This window comes from Pediococcus ethanolidurans (genome assembly GCF_964062635.1).
In the GTDB taxonomy this organism is placed as follows: Bacteria; Bacillota; Bacilli; order Lactobacillales; family Lactobacillaceae; genus Pediococcus; species Pediococcus ethanolidurans.
Genome location: NZ_OZ061250.1, coordinates 1,455,782 through 1,480,387 on the forward strand (window position 1 = coordinate 1,455,782; position 24,606 = coordinate 1,480,387).

Below are 24,606 nucleotides of genomic sequence, written 5' to 3' on the forward strand. Positions count from 1 at the left end.
AGAAGCGATGAGTGAAAGACAAAACAAGGAGATTGGAAAACGACTCCAAGAGGCACGATTAGATCAAGGACTAACGATCGATTATATTCAAGAAAAAACAAAAATTCAAAAAAGATATTTGATGGCCATTGAAGCTGGTCAGATGAACGACTTGCCAGGAGATTACTACGTTAAGTCTTTTGTCAGTCAGTATGCCGCTGTTGTGGGTCTCGACTCGCATAAATTATTAGCGGGTGGACTGCAGGCTTCAAAGGAAGCAGAGACGCGCACTGAAAACTTTGCAACTGGACCATTGCCTTCCAGAACCACACAACATACTCAGGTAAGAAAAGATAGCGAATTTTCTAGACGATATGGGAAATATATGACGTATGTTCCCACAATTATTGTGGTTGTGATTGTGGTTGCTGTATTGGGAACCATTTGGGGAATGAGCCATGCAAATAATGCAAATCAACCGCACTTAAGTAGTAGTCGGGTAAGTGTAACTAATAATGCCAGCAGCTCAAAGAAAAAACAATCTAGTTCAGAAAAAACTTCTAGTTCTTCGTCAAAAAATAAGACACAAAAAATTAGTCAAGTAGGCAGCTCAACAACAGCGTATACGTTAAAAAATGCGCCAACTAGTGGATCTACATTGACATTTAAGGCGGGAACAAGCAATGCATGGATTGCTGTTTCAAGTGATGGCACACAGAGTTGGTCTTCTACATTGCAGACGGGAACCTCACATACTGAAAAGATTGCTAAAACAGTATCAAAGGTCACCATTACAATGGGAAACGCACCACAAACAACGATTACTGTCAATGGCAAGAACTTTGATTTTAATCCCCAAAATGATACTACACAGACGAAAACAATCACTTTAACTATTGAGAACTAGTTAGGAGGAGAATCCTTGAATTTACCTAATAAACTAACGGTGTTTCGCATTATTTTAATTCCCATTTTTATTATTATTATGGTTATCCCTTATACATGGGGAACTGTGACTTGGTTTGGTACCTCGATTGCGGTAACCAGAGTTTTAGCAGCAATTATTTTTGCGGTGGCTTCACTTACTGACTTGGCAGATGGAAAGATTGCGCGCCATAATCATTTAGTTACTAATTTTGGTAAATTTGCTGATCCGCTTGCGGATAAAATGTTAGTTATGTCAGCATTTATTATTTTAGTTTCACTGGGAAAAGCACCAGCTTGGGTCATTGCAATTATTGTTTGTCGTGAACTTGCAATTACGGGTTTACGTTTACTAATTGTGGAAAATAATGGTCAAGTTATGGCAGCAGCGATGCCTGGCAAGATTAAAACGACATCACAAATGGTGGCCATTATTTTGTTGATATTGAATAACGTGTTATTCGCCGCAATTCATATTCCAATGGCAACCATTATGTTATATATCTGTTTGTTCTTCACAATTTATTCAGGCATTGATTATTTTGTGCAGAACCGCAATGTTTTTGCAGATGGTTTTAAGTAAAATGAAGTGGGTTTGGTTTAAAAAACCAGGCTCTTTTTTAATTTTTTAAAAAGTTGTTATTAAAAAGGCGTATTTAAAAACAGGAGGTAAATTTTGAAAGCAGAATTAATTGCAGTAGGTACAGAAATCTTACTTGGTGAAATTACAGATACTAATACACCGTTTATTGCGCGAGAATTAGCAAATCTTGGTATTGATGTTTATTTTCAATCAACAGTCGGCGATAATCCTGAACGGTTAGAAGATACAATTAAACTGGCTGCCAAACGAAGTGATTTAGTTATTTTATCAGGTGGTCTAGGACCAACAGAAGATGATCTTACCAAGCAAACGGTGGCAAGCTTTTTACATCGAGAATTAGTGATTGACCATACTGCCATGGCAAAAATTGAACGATATTTTTCAGAAACACAGCGTACGATGACTGAAAATAATCGCTTGCAAGCTATGTATTTAAAAGGTGCAAAACCGCTTAGTAATCGAACCGGTTTTGCCGTGGGTATCTTTGATCAAGAAATACAGGGACCTGATTTCTTATTGCTACCTGGTCCACCAAGTGAACTGGAGCCAATGATGATGGAGCAAGTACTGCCATTGCTTAAGAAAACTTATCTAGGTGACCATGTCTTACGTTCGCGTGTGTTACGCTTTTTTGGAATTGGTGAATCACAGTTGACAACAGAACTTGCGGATTTAATTGCAACGCAAAGCAATCCTACAATTGCACCTTATGCGAAACAAAACGAAGTTACCTTGCGTTTAACTGCATGGGCACAAACGGATGCCGCTGCTCAAAATGCACTTGATGACTGTGAAAATCGTATTCAAACATTAGTTGGTAAGTTTTTCTATGGTTATGGCGAACATAATTCTTTAGCACAAGTAGTAGCTACACATCTAATTAAACAGCAGCTAACGATTGCAGTTGTTGAGGGATATACTGCTGGTCGCTTTTCAACCGCATTGGATGAGTTTAGTGATGAAAAAAATGTCTTTGATGGTGGTTTCATTTTGGCAACCAATACAGAGAAAAAACAGTCTCTTATTAGTGAATTCAATGTTAGTGCTTCAAAGAGTTCAGTTGAAAAAATGGTAAGTTGTTTAAAAAAGAAAACCAAAAGTGATCTTAGTATGGTCATTTCACATGCAAGTACCGAAAAAGTTTCAAGTGGTGAACAAGTTGGCAGCGTCTGGATTGCCATTAGTGATAAAAATGAGAATATTTCGGCGAAAAAATATAATTTTTCAACCATTAGACCAGCCACTAAACAACGAATTGTTTTGAATGCCTTACAACAACTAAACGACATTTTAAAATAAAGCGAACTTTTGTTCGTTTTTACTTGCTTTTTAAGAAAATAATCAGTATCATTATGACTGTTAGATATTCCCGTTAAGGAGGAAACAATTTGGCTGATGAACAACGAAAAGCAGCTTTAAATGCTGCGCTTAAAAAGATTGAAAAAAACTTTGGAAAAGGCTCAATTATGCGGATGGGTGATGCTGCCCAAACTCAAATTTCAACAATCTCGACTGGATCACTAGCACTAGATGATGCTTTGGGTGTTGGGGGTTATCCTCGTGGACGAATTGTTGAAGTTTATGGTCCTGAAAGTTCTGGTAAAACGACCGTTGCCTTGCACGCTGTTGCACAAGTTCAAAAGGAAGGCGGAACTGCAGCTTATATTGATGCAGAAAATGCCCTGGATCCTGTTTACGCGGAGCATTTGGGTGTTAATATTGATGATTTGTTACTTTCACAACCAGATACTGGTGAAGAAGGCCTTGAAATCACCGATGCTTTGGTTTCTAGCGGTGCCGTTGATTTAGTGGTCGTTGATTCCGTTGCCGCTTTAGTTCCTCGAGCTGAAATTGAAGGTGAAATGGGTGATGCTCACGTTGGTTTACAAGCTCGTTTGATGTCGCAAGCACTACGTAAGCTTTCTGGATCAATTAACAAAACTAAGACGATCGCAATTTTTATTAATCAGATTCGTGAAAAAGTTGGTGTTATGTTTGGTAATCCTGAAACAACTCCAGGTGGGCGAGCATTAAAGTTCTATGCAACCATTCGACTAGAAGTTCGTCGTGCTGAACAAATTAAAGATGGCACTGATATTATTGGTAACCGCGTTCGAATTAAAGTTGTCAAGAACAAGGTTGCACCGCCATTCAAGCGTGCTGAAGTTGATATCATGTATGGTCATGGTATTTCACAGACTGGTGAAATTATTGATATGGCTGTTGAAAAGGATATTGTGAACAAGAGCGGTTCTTGGTATTCTTATGGTGATGAACGAATTGGACAAGGCCGTGAAAATGCTAAACAGTATTTGGAGGATAATCCTGAAAAACGTAAAGAAATTTACGATAAGGTTCGTTCTGCCTACAATATGGACGCCGAAGTAGATGCGCCTAAGGAAGAAAAAGATCCTTCTGAATTAGATTTAAAAGTTTCCAATAAAAAATAACGATGAAAACAACCTAACTTTGTGTGAGGTTGTTTTTTAATTAAAAATTAGTTAAATTAAATCAAATCGACTTGCACAAATAAATATAAATTTTGAGATAGCTTGATTAAACAGTATTGAGAATGCTAAACTAAGTATTGTGTGAATAATCAAAATAACATCATAAAAATCGGTTAGGAATTAACCAACTATTGATGATTCGGAGGTGGAAACATGCCTGTTTTCAATATAATCCTCGCAATCATCGCTATTGTTGTTGGCTATGTCGTTGGCTATTATGCGCATAAACTTATCCAAGAGAAGAATGTACGTGATGCTAAAGATACAGCTAGTGGTATTTTAGAAAATGCTAAGAAGCAAGCGGAAACCGAAAAAAGAGAAGCTCTTTTGGAAGCTAAAGACGAAAGTCACCGTTACCGAACTCAAGCAGAAAACGAACTGAAGCAAAGAAGAGCTGAAGCCCAAAAGCAAGAAGAACGTTTGCTACAAAGAGAAGAGGCTTTGGATCACAAAGATAATGCTTTCGAAAAGCGCGAAGATAGTTTAGAACGTAAAGAAGAAAAATTAAGTTCTGAACAAAAGCGAATTGACGAACAACAACAAGAAGCATCCTCATTAGTTTCAAAACGAACGGAAGAATTAGAACGTGTGGCAGCCATGTCACAAGAAGATGCACAAACTTTGATCTTAAATGAAGTACGGGACGGATTAGCAGATGAACGTGCAAAAATGATTCGTGAAAGCGAAGAAAAGGCACAAACTGATGCTAATAAAGTTGCTAAAGACTTAATCGCACAGGCCATTGAACGAAGCGCTGCAGATGTTGCTACGGAGTCAACGGTCACTGTTGTGAACTTACCGAGTGATGACATGAAAGGCCGAATTATCGGTCGTGAAGGTCGAAACATTCGAACCTTAGAAACACTGACTGGTATTGATTTAATCATTGATGATACACCAGAAGCAGTCGTTTTAAGTGGTTTTGATCCCATTCGGCGCGAAATTGCCAAAATGGCTTTGGAACGTTTGATCCAGGATGGTCGAATTCACCCAGCACGAATTGAAGAAATGGTTGAAAAAGCTCGCAAAGACATGGATGATAAAATCCGTGAAGTTGGAGAGCAAACTATTTTTGATCTGGGTATTCATTCTATGAATCCTGAATTAATTAAGTTAGTTGGTAGATTGAAGTTCCGCACAAGTTATGGACAAAATGTATTGGATCATTCCGTTGAGGTTGCCAAATTAACTGGTATTTTAGCAGCCGAATTAGGTGAGGATGTTACGTTAGCTAAACGCGCAGGATTATTACACGATATTGGTAAAGCGGTTGATCATGAGGTCGAAGGTTCTCATGTGGCGATCGGTGTTGAATTTGCAAAGAAATACAAAGAGAGCCCAGTAGTTATTAATGCGATTGCGTCACATCATGGTGACGTGGGCGCCGAGTACGTTACTTCAGTGTTGGTTGCGGCTGCTGATTCAATTTCAGCTGCTAGACCAGGTGCACGAAGTGATTCACTTGAGAATTATATTCACAGACTTGAAAAGTTAGAAAACTTGGCTAATGGTTTTAAGGGTGTCAAGAAGAGTTACGCCATTCAGGCGGGTCAAGAAATCCGTGTTATTGTAAAACCAACCAAGGTTTCAGACTTACAGGCGACAACTTTAACGCACGATATTCGAAGTGCAATTGAAAAGCAATTAGAATATTCAGGCAAAGTAAAAGTTACCGTCATTCGAGAAGTTCGAGCGGTAAATTATGCAAAGTAAATTTAATTTTAAGAAAGTTTGGAATGAAAAATTCCAGACTTTTTTGTTTACAAGATTATAAATGGTAATTTTGAATTAGGAACGTCATAAAAGTCCGTTTGGAAGAGTAGGAACTCTAAAATTAAAATGTTAAAATAGGACAGAAAGTTTTAATTTGAATGAATTGATAAAGAATTAGAAAGTAGGAGAGAGTGTGCCACAAAAAACAAGCGATACGCCAATGATGCAACAATATATGGCGATTAAGAAAGATTATCCAGATGCCTTTTTGTTTTATAGAATTGGTGATTTTTATGAACTCTTCTATGATGATGCCATTAAGGGTGCACAGATCTTAGAACTGACATTAACCTCACGAAGCCATAATGCAGTCGATCCCATTCCAATGTGTGGGATGCCGCATCATGCAGTTCAAAATTATGTCGATATTTTGATTGAAAAAGGTTATAAAGTTGCAATTTGTGAGCAAATGGAAGATCCCCGTTTGGCAAAGGGAATGGTTAAACGTGAAGTCATTCAATTAATTACGCCAGGAACCGTCACGGATTCAAATGTTAATGAAGCTAAATCTAATAATTACCTGACGGCCTTGACAGCTGATGAGACAAATCAGTTTGGATTTGCGTATGCTGATTTATCAACTGGTGAGTTAAAAACCAGCCAGTTGAATTCTATTGAGGCAGTTATTAATGAAGTTGTGAATTTGCAGTCCAAAGAAATCGTGGTTGATCAATCTATTGATGATAGTTTGCAAGAACAATTTAAGAAATTAAACATTATGGTTTCTCATCAAAACAAGATTGAAGTTAAGTCGGAACTAAGTTATTTAACCCAGGGACTTGATGAAGCTCTTGAAAAAAATACAGTTGAAACTTTACTTACCTATATCACAGTCACACAAAAACGCAGTTTGGCTCATTTACAAAAGGCAGTTGCTTATGAACCATCATATTTTTTGAGAATGGATCATTATTCGAAATATAATTTGGAACTTACACGTTCTATTCGCTCTGGTAAGAAACAAGGAACCCTTTTGTGGTTGTTGGATGAAACACGAACGGCCATGGGTGGTAGACTTTTGAAGCAGTGGCTTGACCGTCCATTGATTCATAAAAAAGAAATTGAAGATCGCCAAATTAAAGTAGGAGAACTTTTAGATCACTATTTTGAACGAAGTAATCTGCAAGAAGAGCTGGTTAAAGTTTACGATTTAGAACGTTTGGCTGGCCGGGTCGCATTTGGTAACGTAAATGGACGTGACCTTATACAACTGAAAACGTCTTTACGCCAAATTCCTAAAATTCAGCATGTTCTTGCGGATTTGGATGATAAGGTTTTTGGAGCCATGTTAGCAAAATTAGATCCAGTTGATGATATTGCGGATTTAATTGACCGTGCCATTGTGGATGAACCACCAATTTCGGTTACCGAGGGTAATGTGATTAAAGATGGTTACGATGCTCAACTAGATCAATATCGTGATGCCATGACCAATGGAAAAAAGTGGATGGCAGAATTGGAAGCGTCCGAAAGAAAAGCTACGGGAATCAGAAACTTAAAGGTTGGGTATAATAAAGTCTTTGGTTATTATATTGAAATTACGAAATCAAATTTAAGTTCTGTACCAGAAGGCCGTTATGAGCGCAAGCAAACGTTAACTAATGCCGAACGTTTTATTACTCCAGCCTTAAAAGAAAAGGAAAGTTTGATTTTAGAAGCTGAAGAAAAGTCAACAACCCTTGAATATGAATTATTTAGCAAAATTCGTGAACAAATCAAATTGGAAATTGATCGGTTACAAAAATTGGCTAAACAAGTAGCAACACTAGATGTTTTACAAAGTTTTGCGGTGGTGAGTGAAAATTATCACTTTATTAAACCAACTTTGACTAAAAAACATAGTATTGACATTGTTGGCGGCAGACATCCAGTTGTGGAAAAAGTAATGGGTCGACAAAGCTATGTACCAAATGATGTTAAAATGTCGAATGATATTGATATATTACTAATTACCGGACCAAATATGTCAGGTAAAAGTACGTATATGCGTCAATTAGCATTAACAGTTGTTTTGGCTCAGATGGGATGTTTTGTGCCAGCAGAGTCAGCTACTCTGCCAATTTTTGATCAAATTTTTACTAGAATTGGTGCAGCAGATGATTTAATTGCGGGTCAAAGTACGTTTATGGTGGAAATGCAAGAGGCTAATCGCGCTATTCAAAACGCAACCTCGCAGAGTTTGATTTTGTTTGATGAAATTGGTCGTGGGACGGCAACTTATGATGGCATGGCATTGGCACAGGCAATCATTGAATTTGTGCATAATCATGTTCACGCTAAAACGCTTTTCTCGACTCATTATCATGAACTGACCGTATTAGATCAAACGTTAACTAAATTAAAAAATGTTCATGTTGGCGCGGTTGAAAAAGATGGTGATTTAGTATTCTTGCATAAAATGGAGGATGGTCCCGCTGATAAATCATACGGAATTCATGTGGCCAAACTTGCAGGAATGCCAGAAGAATTATTAGGTAGAGCAGATAAGATTTTGAAACGATTAGAAATTCAAAATAAGGATACAGATCAAGCACTTGTTGAACAAGAAATAAAATCTGAAAAACAACCCCAAAAGGTATCAAAGAAGCACGGTACACAAAGTCATAAATCAAGTGAAGTTGATGAACAGTTAGCACTGTTCCAGACAGCTCCGAGCGATACTCAGGGTGAAGAGGTACTTGCCCAAATTCGAAATTCTAATCTGATGTCAATGACACCAATGGATGTTATGAATCAATTATACAAATGGCAGAAAAAGTTGGGAAACAAATAGAAAGCTGAGATAAAATGGCAAAGATTCATGAACTTTCTGATGTACTTGCGGACCAAATTGCTGCTGGAGAAGTGGTTGAACGCCCTGCTTCAGTTGTTAAAGAGTTAGTGGAAAATGCAATTGATGCTAATAGTACGCAGATTGATATTCTGGTTGAACAGTCAGGATTAAAATCAATTGAAATTGTGGATAATGGTGATGGTATTGCCGCTGAGGATGTTTCCATGGCGTTTGAACGCCATGCAACAAGTAAGATCACGACACGTGAAGATCTTTTTAAAGTACGTTCGTTAGGTTTTCGTGGTGAAGCTTTACCCAGTATTGCTTCAGTTGCGGATGTTATTTTACAAACGTCAACTGGAAACGATACAGGAACTCAAATTCATATTAAAGGTGGAAAGCTCGTTGACAAAACTTTATCCGCACTTAGAAAAGGGACGGATATTAGTGTTGAGGACTTATTTTTTAATACACCCGCAAGATTAAAGTATATGAAATCACCACAAACAGAATTAGCAAATATCACGGACATTGTGAATCGATTGGCTTTGAGTTACCCACAAATTGCGTTTACCTTAAGTCATGATGGTCGTGAATTATTACGCACATCTGGTCGAGGAAATCTCCAACAAGTAATTGCCGGAATTTATGGGGTGCAGAATGCACGAAAAATGGTAAAATTTAGTGCTCAGGATGTGGACTTTAACATTTCTGGATATACCAGTCTACCTGAATTCACACGTGCATCACGTCAATATATTTCTGTTCTTATCAATGGCCGTTATGTAAAAAACTTTCAAGTGAATAAGGCAATTATTGAGGGTTATGGTTCTAAATTAATGGTCGGTCGATATCCTGTGGCTGTATTAAATATCAAAATGGATCCACTTTTGGTGGACGTTAATGTTCATCCAGCAAAGCAAGAAGTCCGTATTAGTCAAGAGAAACAATTACAAACCTTGATATCCAAGACCATCTATGCTGTGTTGGCAAAAGAAAATTTGATTCCGTCTGCTGTTGAAAATTTAAAAACTAAGCAAAAACTTAATACGGATCAACTTCAGTTTAATTTGAATGAAGCATCGGTTAAATATTCGGATAATTCAAAACCAAATTTACCGACCAATGATTTAACTAAGCCGAAAGAATCAGTAACGGATAAATTGTTTAGTGCGCTACCCGAGAATGGAAAAGAACCAATTGTTATTAAACATGAAACAGAACTACAGACACATTCTCTTCATCAATTTCAAAAAAAGTATGAAAAAGAACCTCAGCCGTTGCCTTTTGGTAAAGCTCAAGATGAATCAACTGAGCAAGTAGAGGAAAATACGCAAGAAACTGAAAAAACTAAGCGTTTTCCTACTTTACAGTATGTTGGTCAAATGCATGGCACATTTTTATTTGCAGAATCAGAAGATGGTTTGTATATTTTGGATCAACATGCAGCACAAGAACGAATTAACTATGAATATTATCGCAAAAAAATTGGTGAAGTATCTGATGATGCACAGAATCTCTTGGTTCCGATCGTCTTAGATTATTCCACCAGTGATATGTTAAGAATTCAAGAAAAAGAAGAAGTCTTAGCAAGTTGTGGCCTCAAACTAGAAGCGTTTGGCCCTAACAGTTTTGTGATTCATCAGCATCCGACTTGGTTTAAAGAAGGTCAAGAAGAAGACACAATTCGTGAAATGATTGATTATGTCCTTAATGATAGTCGGATGACGGTAGCTAAGTTTCGTGAAAAAACGGCAATTATGATGAGTTGTAAACGAGCAATTAAGGCTAACCATTATTTAGATGATCAACAGGCAAGACAGTTATTGAAGGATTTAGCAAAAACAGAAAATCCATTTAATTGTCCGCATGGCCGACCGGTATTGGTTCATTTTTCAAATGAAGATATGAAAAAAATGTTTAAACGTATTCAAGATCCGCATCAACCATTGGAAGAACAAGAATAAAGTTGAGTTATGGTACAATGTTTAATAGGCAAACGTATGTTTAGTTTAGATGATGGAGAAAATTTGAATGTATGAATATTTGATTGGTTATGTAACTCAAATCACACCGGAATTTGTCGTTTTAGAAGTTCAAGGTGTGGGCTATAAACTTTTTGTTGGTAATCCCTATCGATACGAAATTAGTCAAGAAAAACAAGTGAAAATTTACGTTCACGAGGCAGTTTCGGATACTGAAATTAGTTTGTATGGATTATTTGATGCAGAAGATAAAGAACTTTTTGAAAAATTATTATTGGTAAAAGGAATTGGTCCAAAAAGTGCTTTAGCGATCCTTGCAAATGAAGACCATTCTGGTTTAGTTTCTGCAATTAATCATGATGATGTCGCGTATCTTAAGAAATTTCCAAAAATAGGACCGAAGGCTGCCCAACAAATTATTCTGGATCTAAAAGGTAAAGTTACCTTAAGTTCAGAGAATCCAATTCAGACTGTAAAAAAGCCTGTTGGCAACCGTCAATTAGCAGATGCACTAGATGCATTAACAGCGTTAGGGTATTCGGCACGCGATATTGCTAAAATTAAACCTGATTTGGAAGAAGACGCGACACTGAGCACCGATCAGTATTTGAGTGCGGGGCTTAAATTGTTAATGAAAAAATAAAGAAGGAGGGGTGAGTTAAGTGAGTGATGTAGATGATGATCGACTTGTCTCTGGGGAAAATGAAAATTCAGAAGAAGCATCCATTGAAAAATCCCTACGTCCAGCAACCTTGGCACAGTATATTGGTCAAGATCGAGTAAAACACGAGCTGTCAGTGTACATTCAGGCAACCAAGCAACGAGAAGAATCATTAGATCATGTATTACTTTATGGTCCGCCTGGTCTGGGTAAAACAACTTTAGCAATGGTTATTGCTAATGAAATGGCCGTTCATATTCGCACAACAAGTGGTCCGGCAATCGAAAAACCTGGTGATTTGGTTGCGTTATTGAACGAATTACAACCGGGTGATATTTTGTTTATTGATGAAATTCATCGCTTACCAAAAATTGTTGAAGAAATGCTGTATTCAGCAATGGAAGATTTCTTTGTTGACATTGTGGTTGGGCAAGGTCCAACAGCTCATCCTATCCATTTTCCGTTACCGCCGTTTACACTAATTGGTGCAACTACCCGGGCAGGATTGTTATCGGCGCCACTACGAGATCGTTTTGGAATTGTTGCGCATATGAATTATTACACGGTTGATGATTTAACTGAGATTGTAAAGCGGTCTGCTGATATTTTTAATACACAGATTACGGAACAAGGATCACACGAAATTGCAAGTCGATCACGGGGAACGCCACGAATTGCAAACCGTCTTTTAAAACGTGTTCGTGACTTTATGGAGGTTTCGGATAAAACAGCGATTGATGAACAGATTGTTACAAAATCGTTGCATTTTCTACGGGTTGATGAAGAAGGGCTCGATGAAATTGATAATAAGATTTTAAAAACAATGATCAATTATTATCATGGTGGACCAGTTGGCTTGGGAACAATTGCTGCAAATATTGGAGAAGAAGCCGATACAATTGCAGAAATGTATGAACCGTATCTTATGCAAATTGGCTATTTGAACCGGACACCACGAGGCAGAGTAGTGACAGAAAAAGGATATGAACATTTGGGACTGTCACAAGAACGAACAAACTAAGAAAGCAAGTGTAAGGTTTACTTTTCTTTACTAAAAGGAGCCATTCCGACTAGCCGGCTTTCGGCGTAGCTCGGCTGGACATCCTTTTTGAAAAAAGATTTTGCGAATGCAAATATATCTTAATTACTAAAAGGAGCCATTCCGACTAGCTGGTTTTCGGCGTAGCTCGGCCGGGCATCCTTTTAAAAAAATTTTGCGAATGCAAAATATACCTTAATTACTAAAAGGAGCCATTCCGACTAGCCGGTTTTCGGCGTAGCTCGGCTGGACATCCTTTTTGAAAAAGATTTTGCGAATGCAAAATATACCTTAATTACTAAAAGGAGCGAATCACCGTGACATTAACAGTTGATGATTTTGATTACGATTTACCACATGAGTTAATTGCTCAAACACCAATTAAAGAACGTGATGAGTCACGTTTACTAGTTTTGAATCACAAAACCGGTACTCTTGAAGATAAACACTTTTATGATATTTTAGATCAGTTACACGCTGGAGATGCAGTGGTTATGAATGATTCACGGGTTATGCCTGCCAGAATTTATGGCGTGAAACCCGAAACCGGTGCGCATATGGAAGTTCTATTGCTTCATAATGACACTGGTGATCAATGGGAAACATTAGTCAAACCAGCTAAACGGGCCAAGGTTGGGACAGTTATTGAATTTGGCGATGGGTTACTAAAAGCTACTGTTATAAAAGAATTAGAACATGGTGGCCGTGAAATTGAATTTCATTATGATGGTATCTTTATGGAAATTTTGGAAAAGCTTGGTGAAACGCCATTACCACCATACATCAAAGAGAAGCTAGATGATCCAGAACGTTATCAAACAGTTTATGCCCGTGAAAGTGGTAGCGCTGCGGCTCCGACGGCAGGTTTACACTGGACAAAAGAGTTGCTGAAAAAGGTCGAAGATAAGGGTGTCAAATTAGTTTATTTGACCCTTCATGTTGGTTTAGGAACTTTTCGGCCAGTTGATGAAGCTAATATTGAAGACCACAAGATGCATAGTGAATTTTATCGATTAAGCGAAGAATCAGCTGCAACTTTAAATGAAGTGCGCAAGAATGGTGGTCGTATTATAGCTACAGGAACTACTTCAATTCGCACGCTCGAAACGATTGGTACGAAGTTTAATGGTGAAATCAAGGCAGATAGTGGCTGGACCGATATCTTTATCAAGCCTGGGTATCAATGGCAGGTGGTTGATGCCTTTATTACGAACTTTCATTTACCAAAATCAACGTTAGTTATGTTAGTGGCGGCCTTTACAGGTCGAGATATGATTTTAAATGCCTATCAACATGCAATCAAGGAGAAGTATCGTTTCTTTAGTTTTGGGGATGCAATGTTCATTAAATAGAACTGTAAATAAATGATTAGAATGGAGAATTTGTTTGGAACCTGCAATTAAGTACCATTTAATTAAAACAGAAAAGCATACTGGAGCACGATTGGGAGAAATTGAAACACCACATGGCACGTTTCCTACCCCAATTTTTATGCCAGTAGGAACCCAGGCAACGGTGAAAGCAATGTCACCAGAAGAACTCGAAGATATTGGTGCTGATATTATTCTTTCAAATACGTATCATTTATGGGTACGACCTGGTGAAGACATTGTGAAAGAAGCTGGTGGCCTTCACAAGTTTATGAATTGGAAGAGAGGAATTTTGACTGATTCTGGTGGCTTCCAAGTTTTTTCATTAGCAAAATTACGTGATATCTCCGAAGAGGGAGTTCATTTTCGTAATGAAATCAGTGGTGCAAAGATGTTTCTCAGCCCTGAAAAGGCAATTCAAATTGAAAATGATTTGGGTCCTGATATTATGATGAGTTTTGATGAATGTCCGCCCTTCTTTGAAAGCTACGAGTACGTTAAAAATTCAGTAGAAAGAACAAGCAGGTGGGCAGAACGTGGATTAAAGGCCCATCAAAATCCCGATTGGCAAGCTTTGTTTGGTATTGTACAGGGAGCAGGGTTTAAGGCCTTAAGAGAACAAAGCGCAAAGGACTTGGTAAGTTTAGATTTTCCGGGTTATTCCATTGGTGGTTTATCCGTAGGCGAATCAAAGGATGAAATGAATCGCGTTTTGGAGTTTACAACCCCGTTGTTGCCTGAAAACAAGCCACGTTACTTAATGGGCGTTGGTTCGCCTGATTCGTTAATTGATGGTGTAATTCGAGGTGTGGATATGTTTGATTGTGTTTTGCCAACCCGAATTGCCCGTAATGGTACTTGTATGACGTCTCATGGACGCTTAGTGGTAAAGAATGCCAAATATGCGCGTGACTTTACACCAATTGACGATAATTGCAACTGCTATACTTGTCGAAACTTTACGAGAGCGTATGTCCGTCACTTGATGAAAACCGACGAAACGTTTGGGTTGCGTTTAACTAGTATTCATAATACTTATTTCTTAGTTCATTTAATGAAACAGGTGCGTCAGGCCATTAAAGATGATAATTTATTGGAATTTAGAGAAGCTTTCTTTGAAGAATACGGGTATAATCAAGCGCATCCAAAGAATTTTTAAATTCACTGGAAGTTAACAGTAATATTTGATACAGTTAAGATAAAGAAAATGAGGTGTTTATATTGGTATTAGGAGCAAATGCAAGTTTCGGTGGTGCCGGAAGTATTATTTTTATTGTTTTAATTTTTGGATTAATGTATTTTATGATGATTCGTCCACAAAAAAAACAACAACAAAAACATCAAGAAATGATGAGCAAGCTTCAAGTCGGTGATAAGGTTGTGACAATTGGCCGTTTACACGGAGTTGTTGACAAAGTCGATAATGACGCAAAAACCGTGACATTAGATTGTGACGGAATTTACTTGGTATTTGATCGGACGGCAATTATGCGTGTAGATCACGTAGAAGCTGTTCAACCAGCACCCAAAGCAACTGATGAAGCAGAATCAACAGACGATAAGACTGCCGATGATGAAGCAACAAAGGCACCAGATGCACCAGCTGACGATTCAACTGATGATGATGCAAATAATAAATAGATAGTTTAAAAAATTTGAAACTTTTTTTAGTTTCAAATTTTTTTTGAGTTTTATAAGTTGTGTATTTTGTACGAAAGTTTCATAATTGAAACGAACAGATATTGTGAAAGCGGGGCAAATTTGATGACACAGCAAGCGTTATTTATTATTTTTGGAGGAACAGGTGATTTAGCGTATCGCAAATTGTATCCCTCATTATTTCGTTTGTATGAAAAAGGATATTTGAAGGACAACTTTGCCGTTATTGGAACGGCACGCCGTCCTTGGACAGATGATCACTATCATGAAGTTGTTATGAACGCAGTTGCTGATGATGGTCATGAGTCAGATCGTACTAATAGCGAGTTGGCTCGCAAATTTGCCAGCCATTTTTATTATCAATCACATAATGTGAATGATACCGAACATTATGTAGCTTTGAGAAATTTGGCCGATAAACTAGATGAAAAATATAATTTACAGGGAAATCGAATTTATTATTTAGCTATGGCACCACGATTTTTCGGAACTATTGCGGCTCATCTCAAATCTGAAAAGTTAATTACAGACCACGGATATAATCGATTGATTATTGAAAAACCATTTGGAAGAGACCTTAAAACAGCTAAGGAACTTAATGATGATATTTCTGCTTCTTTTTCTGAAGATCAGATTTATCGAATTGATCATTATTTGGGTAAAGAGGCTATTCAAAGTATTGCTGCATTACGGTTTGGCAATCAAGTGATCTCATCGCTTTGGAATAAAGAACATATTGATAATATTCAGATCACCTTGGCAGAATCACTGGGTGTTGAGGAACGTGCCGGATATTATGAAACAGCAGGTGCTTTGCGAGATATGGTGCAAAATCATATTTTACAAATTGTTTCTCTGTTAACGATGGAAAAACCAAGTGAGTATACGGCTTCAGAATTGCGTGATCGCAAAGTTGAAGCTCTTCAAAATATTAAAGTCTATTCAAAAGAAGAGGCTTTGAATAATTTTGTGCGTGGTCAATATGGCGAAGATGCGGATCGTACTCAATCTGATTATCGACACGAAGAAGGAACAGATGAGCAATCGCAAATTGAAACTTTTGTTTCCGGAAAATTAGAAACCAAAAATAAGACTTTAGCGGGTGTTCCTATCTATGTACGAACGGGTAAACGATTAGCAAGAAAGTCAACTCAAATTAATGTGGTGTTTAAAAATGTTCAGACAAATATTTTTAAGGCTACCGGAGCAGATGATAGTAATCTGAATCAAAATGTCTTGACCTTGTTCATTGAGCCTGATCAGGGTTATCACTTTGACTTAAATGTTAAGAGTGGTAATCAGAGTTATGGTATTATGCCAATTCATTTGGATTATCATAAAACTTCTGCGGAAAAAGCAAAAATTCCAGAAGCTTATGAAAAGTTAATTCATGACGCTCTTGATGGCAATCGGACCAACTTTGCGCATTGGCATGAAGTTGCACAAGCATGGCGAATTGTTGATGTTATCCGCGATGCTTGGGATGGCGAAAAAGCAGATTTTCCAAATTATGTTAGTGGTTCAATGGGGCCGCAAGCATCTCAATATCTATTAAAACGCGATCATAGAGAATGGATATTTGATGCTACCAACTAAACAAAAATGAAAACGGATTTTGGAATGAATATTTTCTAAGATCCGTTTTCATTTGCTTGCTTTCAAACGTATGTTCGGATAAACTGGATTTGGGTGATAAAATGGATGCAAGTATTGAGATTCTTCCCATACATGTGAATACTTCTAGAAAAATAATCCATGTGGATATGGATGCATTCTACGCTTCAATTGAAGAACGAGAAAATCCAGAATTACGTCTGAACCCATTAGTAGTGGCAAGAGATCCACGCCAAACTGGTGGTAAAGGGGTTGTGGCAACTGCAAACTATCTTGCGCGAAAAAAGGGTGTTCATTCTGCGATGAGTGCACAAAAAGCGTTGGAGCTGTGTCCAGAGGCAACTTTTAAAACACCAGACTTCACGTTATATCGAAAAGTTTCGGATCAAATTCATGAAATTTTTGCTGAATATACGGAAATGATTGAACCGGTTGCTTTTGATGAAGCCTATTTGGACGTCACACATAATAAAAAACAGATTGAGAGTGCAGTGGAAGTTGCACACCAAATCCAAAGTGAAATTTATGCTAAGACACAGTTGACTTGTTCAACGGGTATTTCGTACAATAAATTTTTAGCAAAATTGGCTTCAGAATATCAAAAACCAGTTGGCGTGGCAGTAGTCTTACCAGAAGATGTTCGTGAATTTCTAGATAAGCTGCCAATCGAAAAGTTTCGCGGCGTTGGTAAAAAAACGGTTCCCAAAATGCATGATTTAAAAATTTTCAATGGCCAGGATCTTTATAAAAGAAGTGAATTGGAGTTGATTCATCATTTTGGTCGTTTTGGGGACGTTTTATACCACCATGTACGTGGTTCTGATGATCGCCCTGTGGCATACCAAAGAGAACGAAAATCAATTGGTAAGGAAAGAACGTACAATCCTAATTTGACGTCCGAATTAGAAATTGAAGATGAACTAAAATTCTTGGCCCAAAAAGTGGCCGAAACGATGAAACAAAAACAAAAACACGGGAAAACGTTAGTCTTAAAGGTGAGATATTCAGATTTTGAAACAATTACTAAACGGCAAACCTTCACAGAATTCTTAGATAATAGCGAAGAAACCTATCTTTTTTATGCGCGGCAATTATTTGATGAATTTGGAAATAGCCAGCGAGGTATTCGATTATTAGGAATTACACTAACAAATTTAGCGGGTATGAATTTTGAAAACATGACATTGCCTTTATTTAATCAAGACTGATTTCTTGTTTTGTATTTAACCTTAAAAGCTAGTATACTGGGATGAAGTGAAAACACGCATTCCTTTTAATTTAGTTTGAAACAGAAAGAAGAAATTATGACACTGCAGCAAGAAATTTTTGAACAAATCAAAAAACATCAACGAATTATTATTCACCGACATCAGCGACCAGATCCGGATGCAATTGGATCTCAAATTGGTTTAGCTGAAATTATTCATGCATCATTCCCAATGAAGACGGTGTTAGCAGTGGGAAAACAAATCAGTGGTTTATCTTGGATTGGTAATATGGATGTTGCCGATGATGATGACTACGATGATGCGTTGGTTATTGTAACCGACACGGCTAATCCGCCCCGGGTGGATGATAATCGCTATACTAATGGCCAAGAATTAATTAAGATCGATCATCATCCAAATGATGATCCCTATGGTGATTTAATCTGGGTGCTGCCGAATGCTTCCAGTAGTTCCGAAATGGTTTTTGATTTTTATCATCAATTTAAAAAAGAACTTAAGTTAACGCCAAAAGCCGCTGAAGCTTTATATGCGGGTATTCTTGGCGATACTGGTCGTTTCTTGTATCCAGCGACGACGCCACATACATTACGTGTAGCAGCTTCATTAATGGCAACAGGTTTTGATGTAACGGCGGTTAATCAGAAGTTAGATAGTATTGCATTACCAGTGGCACGTCTTTCTGCTTATGTTTACGAAAATTTAGAAATTACGGATGCAGGGGCGGCTACAGTTTGTCTGACCGCAGAAGTATTGGATAAATTTGATTTAAAGGATGCGGGCACCGCGGGAGTCGTACCGCTCCCCGGAAAAATTGATTCTGTCGTTTGTTGGGCAATTTTTGTTATTCAACGAGATGGAACTTATCGTGTACGTTTACGTTCAAAAGGTCCAACAATTAATGAACTTGCTAAAAAACATGATGGAGGCGGTCATGCTTTAGCAAGTGGGGCAAAAGCAAAAGACTTAGATGAAGTAAAGGTCATCAAAAATGAATTGGCCGAAATTGCCACTGCTTATCAGAAGAAGAACAAGAAGGAGTAATTAATGAAAAACGGTTTTACAGAGTTTAATTTGCAACCATTTCTGCTCACCGCATTAAAAGAAATTAATTTTAATCAACCAACACCGGTTCAAGAAAAGTTGATTCCAGTGATTGAAGCAGGAAAAAGTGTGATTGGGCAATCTCAAACGGGTAGTGGCAAAACACATACCTTTTTATTGCCTATTTTGAATCATATTGATCCTCAAAAACAACAGGTGCAGGTTGTTATTACGACACCAAGTCGTGAACTTGCTTATCAAATTCATACTGCTGCACGACAACTGGTGAAATTTTCTGATAGCGAGATTGAAATTGGAAACTATGTTGGTGGAACAGATAAAAAACGGCAAATTAAAAAGTTAAAGCACCGTCAACCACAAGTGGTTATTGGGACACCTGGAAGAGTTTGGGACTTGATTAGTAGTCAAGCACTGGATGTTCATTTGGCTGCCCAGTTTGTGGTGGACGAGGCTGATATGACACTTGATATGGGCTTCTTAAATGAAGTGGATAAGATTGCCGCAAGTTTGCCTAAAAAACTACAGATGATGGTTTTCTCGGCAACCATTCCGCATTCACTAAATATCTTTTTAAAGAAATATATGGTTAATCCAGTCATTGAGGAAATCCCTGTACAAAGTATAATTAGTCCAACAATTGAGAATTGGTTGATTTCTACCAAGAGTAAGGGTAAAAATAACGTGATTCATCAACTTTTAACTATTGGAGAACCTTACCTTGTACTTATCTTTTGTAATACCAAAGAGCGTGTTGATGAATTAACTTATTATTTAAAAAATAAAGGTCTAAAAGTTGCCAAAGTCCATGGTGGCGTCCCACCTCGCGAACGAAAACGTGTCATGAAAGAGATTCATAATCTTGATTTCCAATTTGTTGTTGCAACTGATTTGGCTGCCCGAGGAATTGATATCGAGGGCGTTTCAATGGTAATCAATGATGGTATTCCTGATGATTTGGACTTCTTTATCCATCGTGTTGGTCGAACTGGGCGAAATGGTATGTCAGGGATAGCAATTACTTTGTATGAACCCGGCGAAGAGGCTAAGGTTTCAGAAATTGAAAAATTAGATGTCAAGTTTCAACCTAAGGCAATTAAAAATGGTGAAGTAGTTGATTCCTACGACCGTAATCGCCGAACAACACGTGTTAAAGATCATCATAAGTTGGATCCTACAATGGTTGGAATGGTTAAAAAGAAGAAACGCAAGGTTAAACCTGGATATAAACGTCGTATTAAAAAAGCAATTGAAATTCAAGATCAAAGAGATCGACGAGTTGCTAAACATCAAGAATTTCTTAAAACAAAACGACAGAAAATTAAACAGAATCGTGCTAAACGAAATTCAGGGGAGCATTGACAAGCAGTTATTTTCTGCAATATAATAGTTTTTGGTTAAGGACATATTAAAATTAATAAAATTTCAGAAACGTTTTGGCTAATGTGAAAAACGATTTTATGGTTTTAAGGCTACCTTATAAGAAGATTCGCGACTCTGCGTTAAAGAGCTTAAGAGGTAAACGATCAAGATCGTTGCAAGTAAAGTGGTACCGCGCTAAGGCGTCTTTACTAGCAACGGTCTTTTTATGTGATTAGAAAGGGAAAAGATATGGAAAAGAAATCAAGTAGTGAAATCAGACAAATGTTTTTAGATTTTTTTCAATCTAAAGGTCATATTATTGAACCTAGTGCTTCATTAGTTCCTCATGACGATCCAACGCTGTTATGGATTAATTCTGGAGTAGCTACAATGAAAAAATATTTTGATGGTAGTGTAGTTCCAGAAGTGCCACGTTTGACCAGTTCTCAAAAAAGTATTCGTACAAACGATATTGAAAATGTGGGGCATACAGCGCGTCATCATACCTTATTTGAAATGTTAGGCAATTTCTCCGTTGGTGATTATTTTAAAGAAGAAGCCATTACCTGGGCTTGGGAACTTTTAACGAGTCCTAAATGGTTCGCAATGGACGCAAATAAGTTGTTTATTACAGTTTATCCTAAGGATACGGATGCTAAGAAATACTGGGAGGCTGTAGGAGTTCCCGCGGATCATATTATTGCGGTGGAAGATAACTTTTGGGATATTGGTGAGGGTCCTAGTGGTCCTGATTCTGAAATCTTCTATGATCGTGGTGAATCTTTCAATAATTTGGCTGCTGATGATCCAGAAAATTACCCTGGTGGTGAAAATGAACGTTACCTGGAGATCTGGAATATTGTCTTTTCACAGTTTAACCATAAACCAGATGGTTCCTATGAACCGTTGCCCCATAAAAACATTGATACGGGGATGGGACTTGAACGGGTTGTTTCCATTTTTCAAAATGCACCAACTAATTTTGAAACTGACTTGTTCTTACCTTTAATCCATAAAACAGAAACTTTCAGCGGAAAAACTTACAATGACGATAAGGAACAAGATGTGGCATTCAAGGTTATTGCCGATCATGCGCGCGCAATCACATTTGCTATTGGCGATGGGGCGTTACCTTCAAATGAAGGACGTGGCTATGTTATTCGACGTTTAATCCGGAGAGCCGTAATGTATGGTCAAAAATTAGGAATTGAAAAAAGTTTTCTATACAAGTTGGTTCCTGTCGTTGGTGAAATCATGAAATCTTATTATCCAGAAGTTTTAGAGCAAAAGGATTATATTGCCAAGGTTGTTGAATCTGAAGAAAGTCGTTTTAATGAAACCTTAAATGATGGTGTTCATTTACTCGATCAAATCATTGCGAAAACAAAAGCAGCTAATGAGACTAAAATTTCTGGTAGTAATGCATTTAAGCTTTTTGATACTTATGGTTTTCCACTGGATCTAACGATGGAGTATGCTCATGATGAAGGCTTAGAAGTTGATCAAGATGGTTTTAAAGCAGAAATGCAACAACAAAAACAACGTGCTCGTGCAGCTCGAGGTAATCAGGTGTCCATGGGTGTTCAATCTGATCTTCTAACAGACATTAAAACGCCAAGTCGTTATGTTGGTTATTCTGATTTAGAGGTTGAACATAGTGTCTTAAAGGACATTATTCAGAACGAAAAGATTGTGAGTTCCGCACAAAAAGGTGAAGCACAGCTCATTTTTGATGTCACACCGTTTTATGCTGAAATGGGTGGTCAGGTTGCTGATAAGGGAACAATTACGGATGAACATGGTAATGTTGTAGCCGAAGTAAAAGACGTTCAACATGCACCTAATGGACAAAATCTGCATACGGTTAAGGTGCTGCAGCCACTAGAAACGGAACAAGCTTATTCGCTAAAAGTAGATCCTCATTTTCATAGTAAGGTTGAAAAAAACCATACTGCGACGCATTTGTTAGATCAGGCTTTACGAGATGTTTTTGGTTCACATACTAAACAGGCAGGCTCATTAGTTGAGCCAGACTATTTACGTTTTGACTTTACTCATTTTGGGCAGGTTACCTCAGAAGATCTTCAAAAAGTTGAAGGAATTGTTAACCAAAAGATTTTTGCGGAAATTCCAGTGACTACTGTAGAAACTGATATTGAATCTGCCAAAAAACTCGGAGCAATTGCTTTATTTAGTGAAAAATATGGTAAAAAAGTTCGCGTTGTGAGTGTTGGTGATTATTCAGTTGAATTTTGCGGTGGAGATCATGTTAAAAACACCAATGAATTAGGCCTGTTTAAAATTGTTTCTGAGTCCGGTGTAGGTGCTGGTGTTCGTCGAATTGAGGCTGTTACATCTGCAGAAGCTTATGAGTATTTGGTTAGCCACGAAAAATTACTTAGAGAAACTGCGCAGCAAGTTAAGGCCATTCAGATTAAAGATACGCCAACTAAAGTAGCTCAGTTACAAGAAAATTTAAAGAGTTTAACCCAAAAAATAGCTAATCTTGAAACAAAGATGGCTAAACAAGAAGCTGCTGGAGTTTTCGATAATGTTAAACAGGCTGGTCAATATTCTGTAGTTGCAGATATCATCAAAGTTTCTGGAATGGCACAACTTCGTGATTTGGCTGATGATTGGAAACAACGCGCAATTTCTGATGTGTTAATTCTTGGAACAACGGTTGGCGAAAAAGCCAACTTATTAGTTGCCATTTCCGATGAAAAAGTTAAAACGGGATTAAAGGCTGGAGACTTGATTAAAGCCATTGCTAAGGAGATAAATGGTGGCGGTGGTGGCCGTCCTAATTTAGCACAGGCTGGTGGAAGTAATCCAGCTGGACTCAAACAAGCTTTAGCCGATGGAATTGATTGGTTAACAGAAAAGTGATTTTTTGTTGCTAGTTGACTAAAACGGTGTTACGAATTGATTACATTAGCCTTCATTGTTTGTACTTTTTTTGGTGATCGGGTAGAATTACCTTGATGACAGTATAGGAGGTGCTTTCGATGAGTAAACTGGATAAAACAATGTTTTTTGATTTCAGCAATGATGCTCCTAAGGATTTACATGAGACCTTGAAAACGGTTTATGATGCTTTGGAGGAGAAGGGATATAATCCGATTGACCAAATTGTTGGGTACTTACTATCGGGAGACCCTGCGTATATTCCCAGATTAAACGATGCTCGTAATTTAATTCGCAAGCATGAACGTGATGAAATAATCGAAGAATTAGTTCGCAATTATCTTTCGAAAGATCACAATGATTTAGATAAATCTGGCCAATCGGCAGGTCATATTAAATGAGATTGATGGGTTTGGATGTTGGCTCGAGAACTGTAGGAGTGGCCGTTAGTGATGAGTTAGGCTGGACTGCTCAGGGCGTGGAAATTGTTAAAATTAACGAAGATCAAAAAGAGTTTGGTTTGGACCGAGTTAGTGAACTAGTTAAACAATATGACGTTGGTGGTTTTGTAGTTGGGTTGCCAAAAAACATGAATAATACTTCTGGCCCAAGGGTAGATGCTGCTAAGGCGTATGGACAATTAATGATTGATACCTTTGATTTGCCAGTAGATTATCAAGATGAACGCCTAACAACAGTGGAAGCTCAACGAATGTTAATCGAACAGGCAGACACCTCACGTAAAAAACGAAAAAAAGTCATTGATAAACTAGCAGCTAGTTTGATTTTAGAGAATTATTTAGATCGACATGGTAAATTATTAAATAACTTAAAGTGAGGTTTCCTAATGAGCGAAGAGGAACAACAAATTACACTCGTTGACGAACACGGAAATGAAGAGCTTTACAATGTTTTATTCACATTTGATTCTGAAGACTATGGAAAGTCTTACATGTTTTTATATCCATCAGATGCAGAAAATGATGAACAGGTTGATATTCAGGCTTATTCATACATTCCAGATGCTGATGGTAATGCAGATGCAGGACAGCTAAACGAAATAGAATCAGACGATGAATGGAAAATGGTTGAGGAAGTCTTGAATACTTTCTTAGGCGATAACGACGAAGAATAGATTTCCATTTTAGCCTAGTAAAA

Annotated in this window: 20 protein-coding genes; all 20 read left to right on the forward strand. The window is 37.7% G+C overall.

Annotated elements, in window-relative coordinates; all coding sequences use genetic code 11:
* Nucleotides 1–7 precede the first annotated feature (7 nt).
* The 20 genes from AB3219_RS07205 (at nucleotide 8) to AB3219_RS07300 (ending at nucleotide 24,583) form a co-directional block, all read left to right on the forward strand.
* Nucleotides 8–886 carry a helix-turn-helix domain-containing protein gene (locus AB3219_RS07205; RefSeq protein ID WP_216753435.1) on the forward strand — a complete coding sequence of 293 codons (879 nt, stop codon included), beginning with the start codon at nucleotides 8–10 and terminating at the stop codon, nucleotides 884–886.
* A gap of 15 nt (nucleotides 887–901) precedes the next feature.
* Nucleotides 902–1,486 (forward strand): CDP-diacylglycerol--glycerol-3-phosphate 3-phosphatidyltransferase, encoded by a 585-nt coding sequence (pgsA, locus tag AB3219_RS07210; protein WP_057807063.1) that lies wholly within the window; start codon nucleotides 902–904, stop codon nucleotides 1,484–1,486.
* 93 nt (nucleotides 1,487–1,579) lie between these two features.
* Complete coding sequence (locus tag AB3219_RS07215; protein ID WP_216753436.1) at nucleotides 1,580–2,806, forward strand: competence/damage-inducible protein A; 1,227 nt, start codon at nucleotides 1,580–1,582, stop codon at nucleotides 2,804–2,806.
* A gap of 89 nt (nucleotides 2,807–2,895) precedes the next feature.
* Complete coding sequence (recA, locus tag AB3219_RS07220; protein ID WP_216753437.1) at nucleotides 2,896–3,957, forward strand: recombinase RecA; 1,062 nt, start codon at nucleotides 2,896–2,898, stop codon at nucleotides 3,955–3,957.
* 213 nt (nucleotides 3,958–4,170) lie between these two features.
* Nucleotides 4,171–5,730 (forward strand): ribonuclease Y, encoded by a 1,560-nt coding sequence (rny, locus tag AB3219_RS07225; RefSeq protein WP_216753438.1) that lies wholly within the window; start codon nucleotides 4,171–4,173, stop codon nucleotides 5,728–5,730.
* 193 nt (nucleotides 5,731–5,923) lie between these two features.
* Entirely contained in the window at nucleotides 5,924–8,563 is a 2,640-nt protein-coding gene (gene mutS / locus AB3219_RS07230) for a DNA mismatch repair protein MutS (protein WP_216753439.1), read from the forward strand.
* Between the two features lie 14 nt (nucleotides 8,564–8,577).
* Entirely contained in the window at nucleotides 8,578–10,530 is a 1,953-nt protein-coding gene (gene mutL, locus AB3219_RS07235; RefSeq protein WP_216753440.1) for a DNA mismatch repair endonuclease MutL, read from the forward strand.
* 67 nt (nucleotides 10,531–10,597) lie between these two features.
* Entirely contained in the window at nucleotides 10,598–11,191 is a 594-nt protein-coding gene (gene ruvA / locus AB3219_RS07240) for a Holliday junction branch migration protein RuvA (protein ID WP_057807074.1), read from the forward strand.
* Between the two features lie 19 nt (nucleotides 11,192–11,210).
* Nucleotides 11,211–12,230 (forward strand): Holliday junction branch migration DNA helicase RuvB, encoded by a 1,020-nt coding sequence (ruvB, locus tag AB3219_RS07245; protein WP_216753441.1) that lies wholly within the window; start codon nucleotides 11,211–11,213, stop codon nucleotides 12,228–12,230.
* 335 nt (nucleotides 12,231–12,565) lie between these two features.
* Nucleotides 12,566–13,600: a tRNA preQ1(34) S-adenosylmethionine ribosyltransferase-isomerase QueA gene (gene queA, locus AB3219_RS07250; RefSeq protein ID WP_057807078.1), complete on the forward strand. Its 1,035-nt coding sequence runs from the start codon at nucleotides 12,566–12,568 to the stop codon at nucleotides 13,598–13,600.
* A 34-nt stretch (nucleotides 13,601–13,634) separates the two neighbouring features.
* Nucleotides 13,635–14,777, forward strand: a complete 1,143-nt coding sequence (gene tgt / locus AB3219_RS07255; RefSeq protein ID WP_216762437.1) for a tRNA guanosine(34) transglycosylase Tgt — start codon at nucleotides 13,635–13,637, stop codon at nucleotides 14,775–14,777.
* A 62-nt stretch (nucleotides 14,778–14,839) separates the two neighbouring features.
* The gene (gene yajC, locus AB3219_RS07260) at nucleotides 14,840–15,259 is read left to right on the forward strand and encodes a preprotein translocase subunit YajC (protein WP_260365224.1); all 420 of its coding nucleotides are present in this window, start codon (nucleotides 14,840–14,842) and stop codon (nucleotides 15,257–15,259) included.
* 123 nt (nucleotides 15,260–15,382) lie between these two features.
* Nucleotides 15,383–16,873: a glucose-6-phosphate dehydrogenase gene (gene zwf, locus AB3219_RS07265; RefSeq protein ID WP_216753443.1), complete on the forward strand. Its 1,491-nt coding sequence runs from the start codon at nucleotides 15,383–15,385 to the stop codon at nucleotides 16,871–16,873.
* Between the two features lie 101 nt (nucleotides 16,874–16,974).
* Complete coding sequence (gene dinB / locus AB3219_RS07270) at nucleotides 16,975–18,099, forward strand: DNA polymerase IV (RefSeq protein ID WP_216753444.1); 1,125 nt, start codon at nucleotides 16,975–16,977, stop codon at nucleotides 18,097–18,099.
* Between the two features lie 96 nt (nucleotides 18,100–18,195).
* Complete coding sequence (locus AB3219_RS07275) at nucleotides 18,196–19,161, forward strand: bifunctional oligoribonuclease/PAP phosphatase NrnA (protein WP_216753459.1); 966 nt, start codon at nucleotides 18,196–18,198, stop codon at nucleotides 19,159–19,161.
* Nucleotides 19,162–19,164: 3 nt separating this feature from the next.
* The gene (locus tag AB3219_RS07280) at nucleotides 19,165–20,541 is read left to right on the forward strand and encodes a DEAD/DEAH box helicase (RefSeq protein ID WP_216753445.1); all 1,377 of its coding nucleotides are present in this window, start codon (nucleotides 19,165–19,167) and stop codon (nucleotides 20,539–20,541) included.
* A gap of 249 nt (nucleotides 20,542–20,790) precedes the next feature.
* A complete protein-coding gene (alaS, locus tag AB3219_RS07285; RefSeq protein ID WP_216753446.1) occupies nucleotides 20,791–23,430 on the forward strand; it encodes an alanine--tRNA ligase in 2,640 nt (879 codons plus the stop codon).
* Nucleotides 23,431–23,549: 119 nt separating this feature from the next.
* Entirely contained in the window at nucleotides 23,550–23,849 is a 300-nt protein-coding gene (locus tag AB3219_RS07290; RefSeq protein ID WP_057807091.1) for an IreB family regulatory phosphoprotein, read from the forward strand.
* On the forward strand, nucleotides 23,846–24,286 hold the full coding sequence (ruvX, locus tag AB3219_RS07295) for a Holliday junction resolvase RuvX (protein ID WP_057807093.1): 441 nt from the start codon (nucleotides 23,846–23,848) through the stop codon (nucleotides 24,284–24,286). The genes AB3219_RS07290 and ruvX overlap by 4 nt, the downstream gene beginning before the upstream one ends.
* A gap of 9 nt (nucleotides 24,287–24,295) precedes the next feature.
* Nucleotides 24,296–24,583: a DUF1292 domain-containing protein gene (locus AB3219_RS07300; RefSeq protein ID WP_057807094.1), complete on the forward strand. Its 288-nt coding sequence runs from the start codon at nucleotides 24,296–24,298 to the stop codon at nucleotides 24,581–24,583.
* Nucleotides 24,584–24,606: the final 23 nt, after the last annotated feature.

What these genes read in the sequence shown, in the direction of transcription:
- ruvA (WP_057807074.1), top strand. Translation starts at nt 10,598, where the DNA reads ATGTATGAATATTTGATTGGTTATGTAACTCAAATCACACCGGAATTT.
- zwf (WP_216753443.1), top strand. Translation starts at nt 15,383, where the DNA reads ATGACACAGCAAGCGTTATTTATTATTTTTGGAGGAACAGGTGATTTA.
- ruvX (WP_057807093.1), top strand. Translation starts at nt 23,846, where the DNA reads ATGAGATTGATGGGTTTGGATGTTGGCTCGAGAACTGTAGGAGTGGCC.
- AB3219_RS07300 (WP_057807094.1), top strand. Translation starts at nt 24,296, where the DNA reads ATGAGCGAAGAGGAACAACAAATTACACTCGTTGACGAACACGGAAAT.
- AB3219_RS07205 (WP_216753435.1), top strand. Translation starts at nt 8, where the DNA reads ATGAGTGAAAGACAAAACAAGGAGATTGGAAAACGACTCCAAGAGGCA.
- AB3219_RS07290 (WP_057807091.1), top strand. Translation starts at nt 23,550, where the DNA reads ATGAGTAAACTGGATAAAACAATGTTTTTTGATTTCAGCAATGATGCT.
- AB3219_RS07280 (WP_216753445.1), top strand. Translation starts at nt 19,165, where the DNA reads ATGAAAAACGGTTTTACAGAGTTTAATTTGCAACCATTTCTGCTCACC.
- AB3219_RS07275 (WP_216753459.1), top strand. Translation starts at nt 18,196, where the DNA reads ATGACACTGCAGCAAGAAATTTTTGAACAAATCAAAAAACATCAACGA.
- dinB (WP_216753444.1), top strand. Translation starts at nt 16,975, where the DNA reads ATGGATGCAAGTATTGAGATTCTTCCCATACATGTGAATACTTCTAGA.
- alaS (WP_216753446.1), top strand. Translation starts at nt 20,791, where the DNA reads ATGGAAAAGAAATCAAGTAGTGAAATCAGACAAATGTTTTTAGATTTT.
- rny (WP_216753438.1), top strand. Translation starts at nt 4,171, where the DNA reads ATGCCTGTTTTCAATATAATCCTCGCAATCATCGCTATTGTTGTTGGC.
- mutL (WP_216753440.1), top strand. Translation starts at nt 8,578, where the DNA reads ATGGCAAAGATTCATGAACTTTCTGATGTACTTGCGGACCAAATTGCT.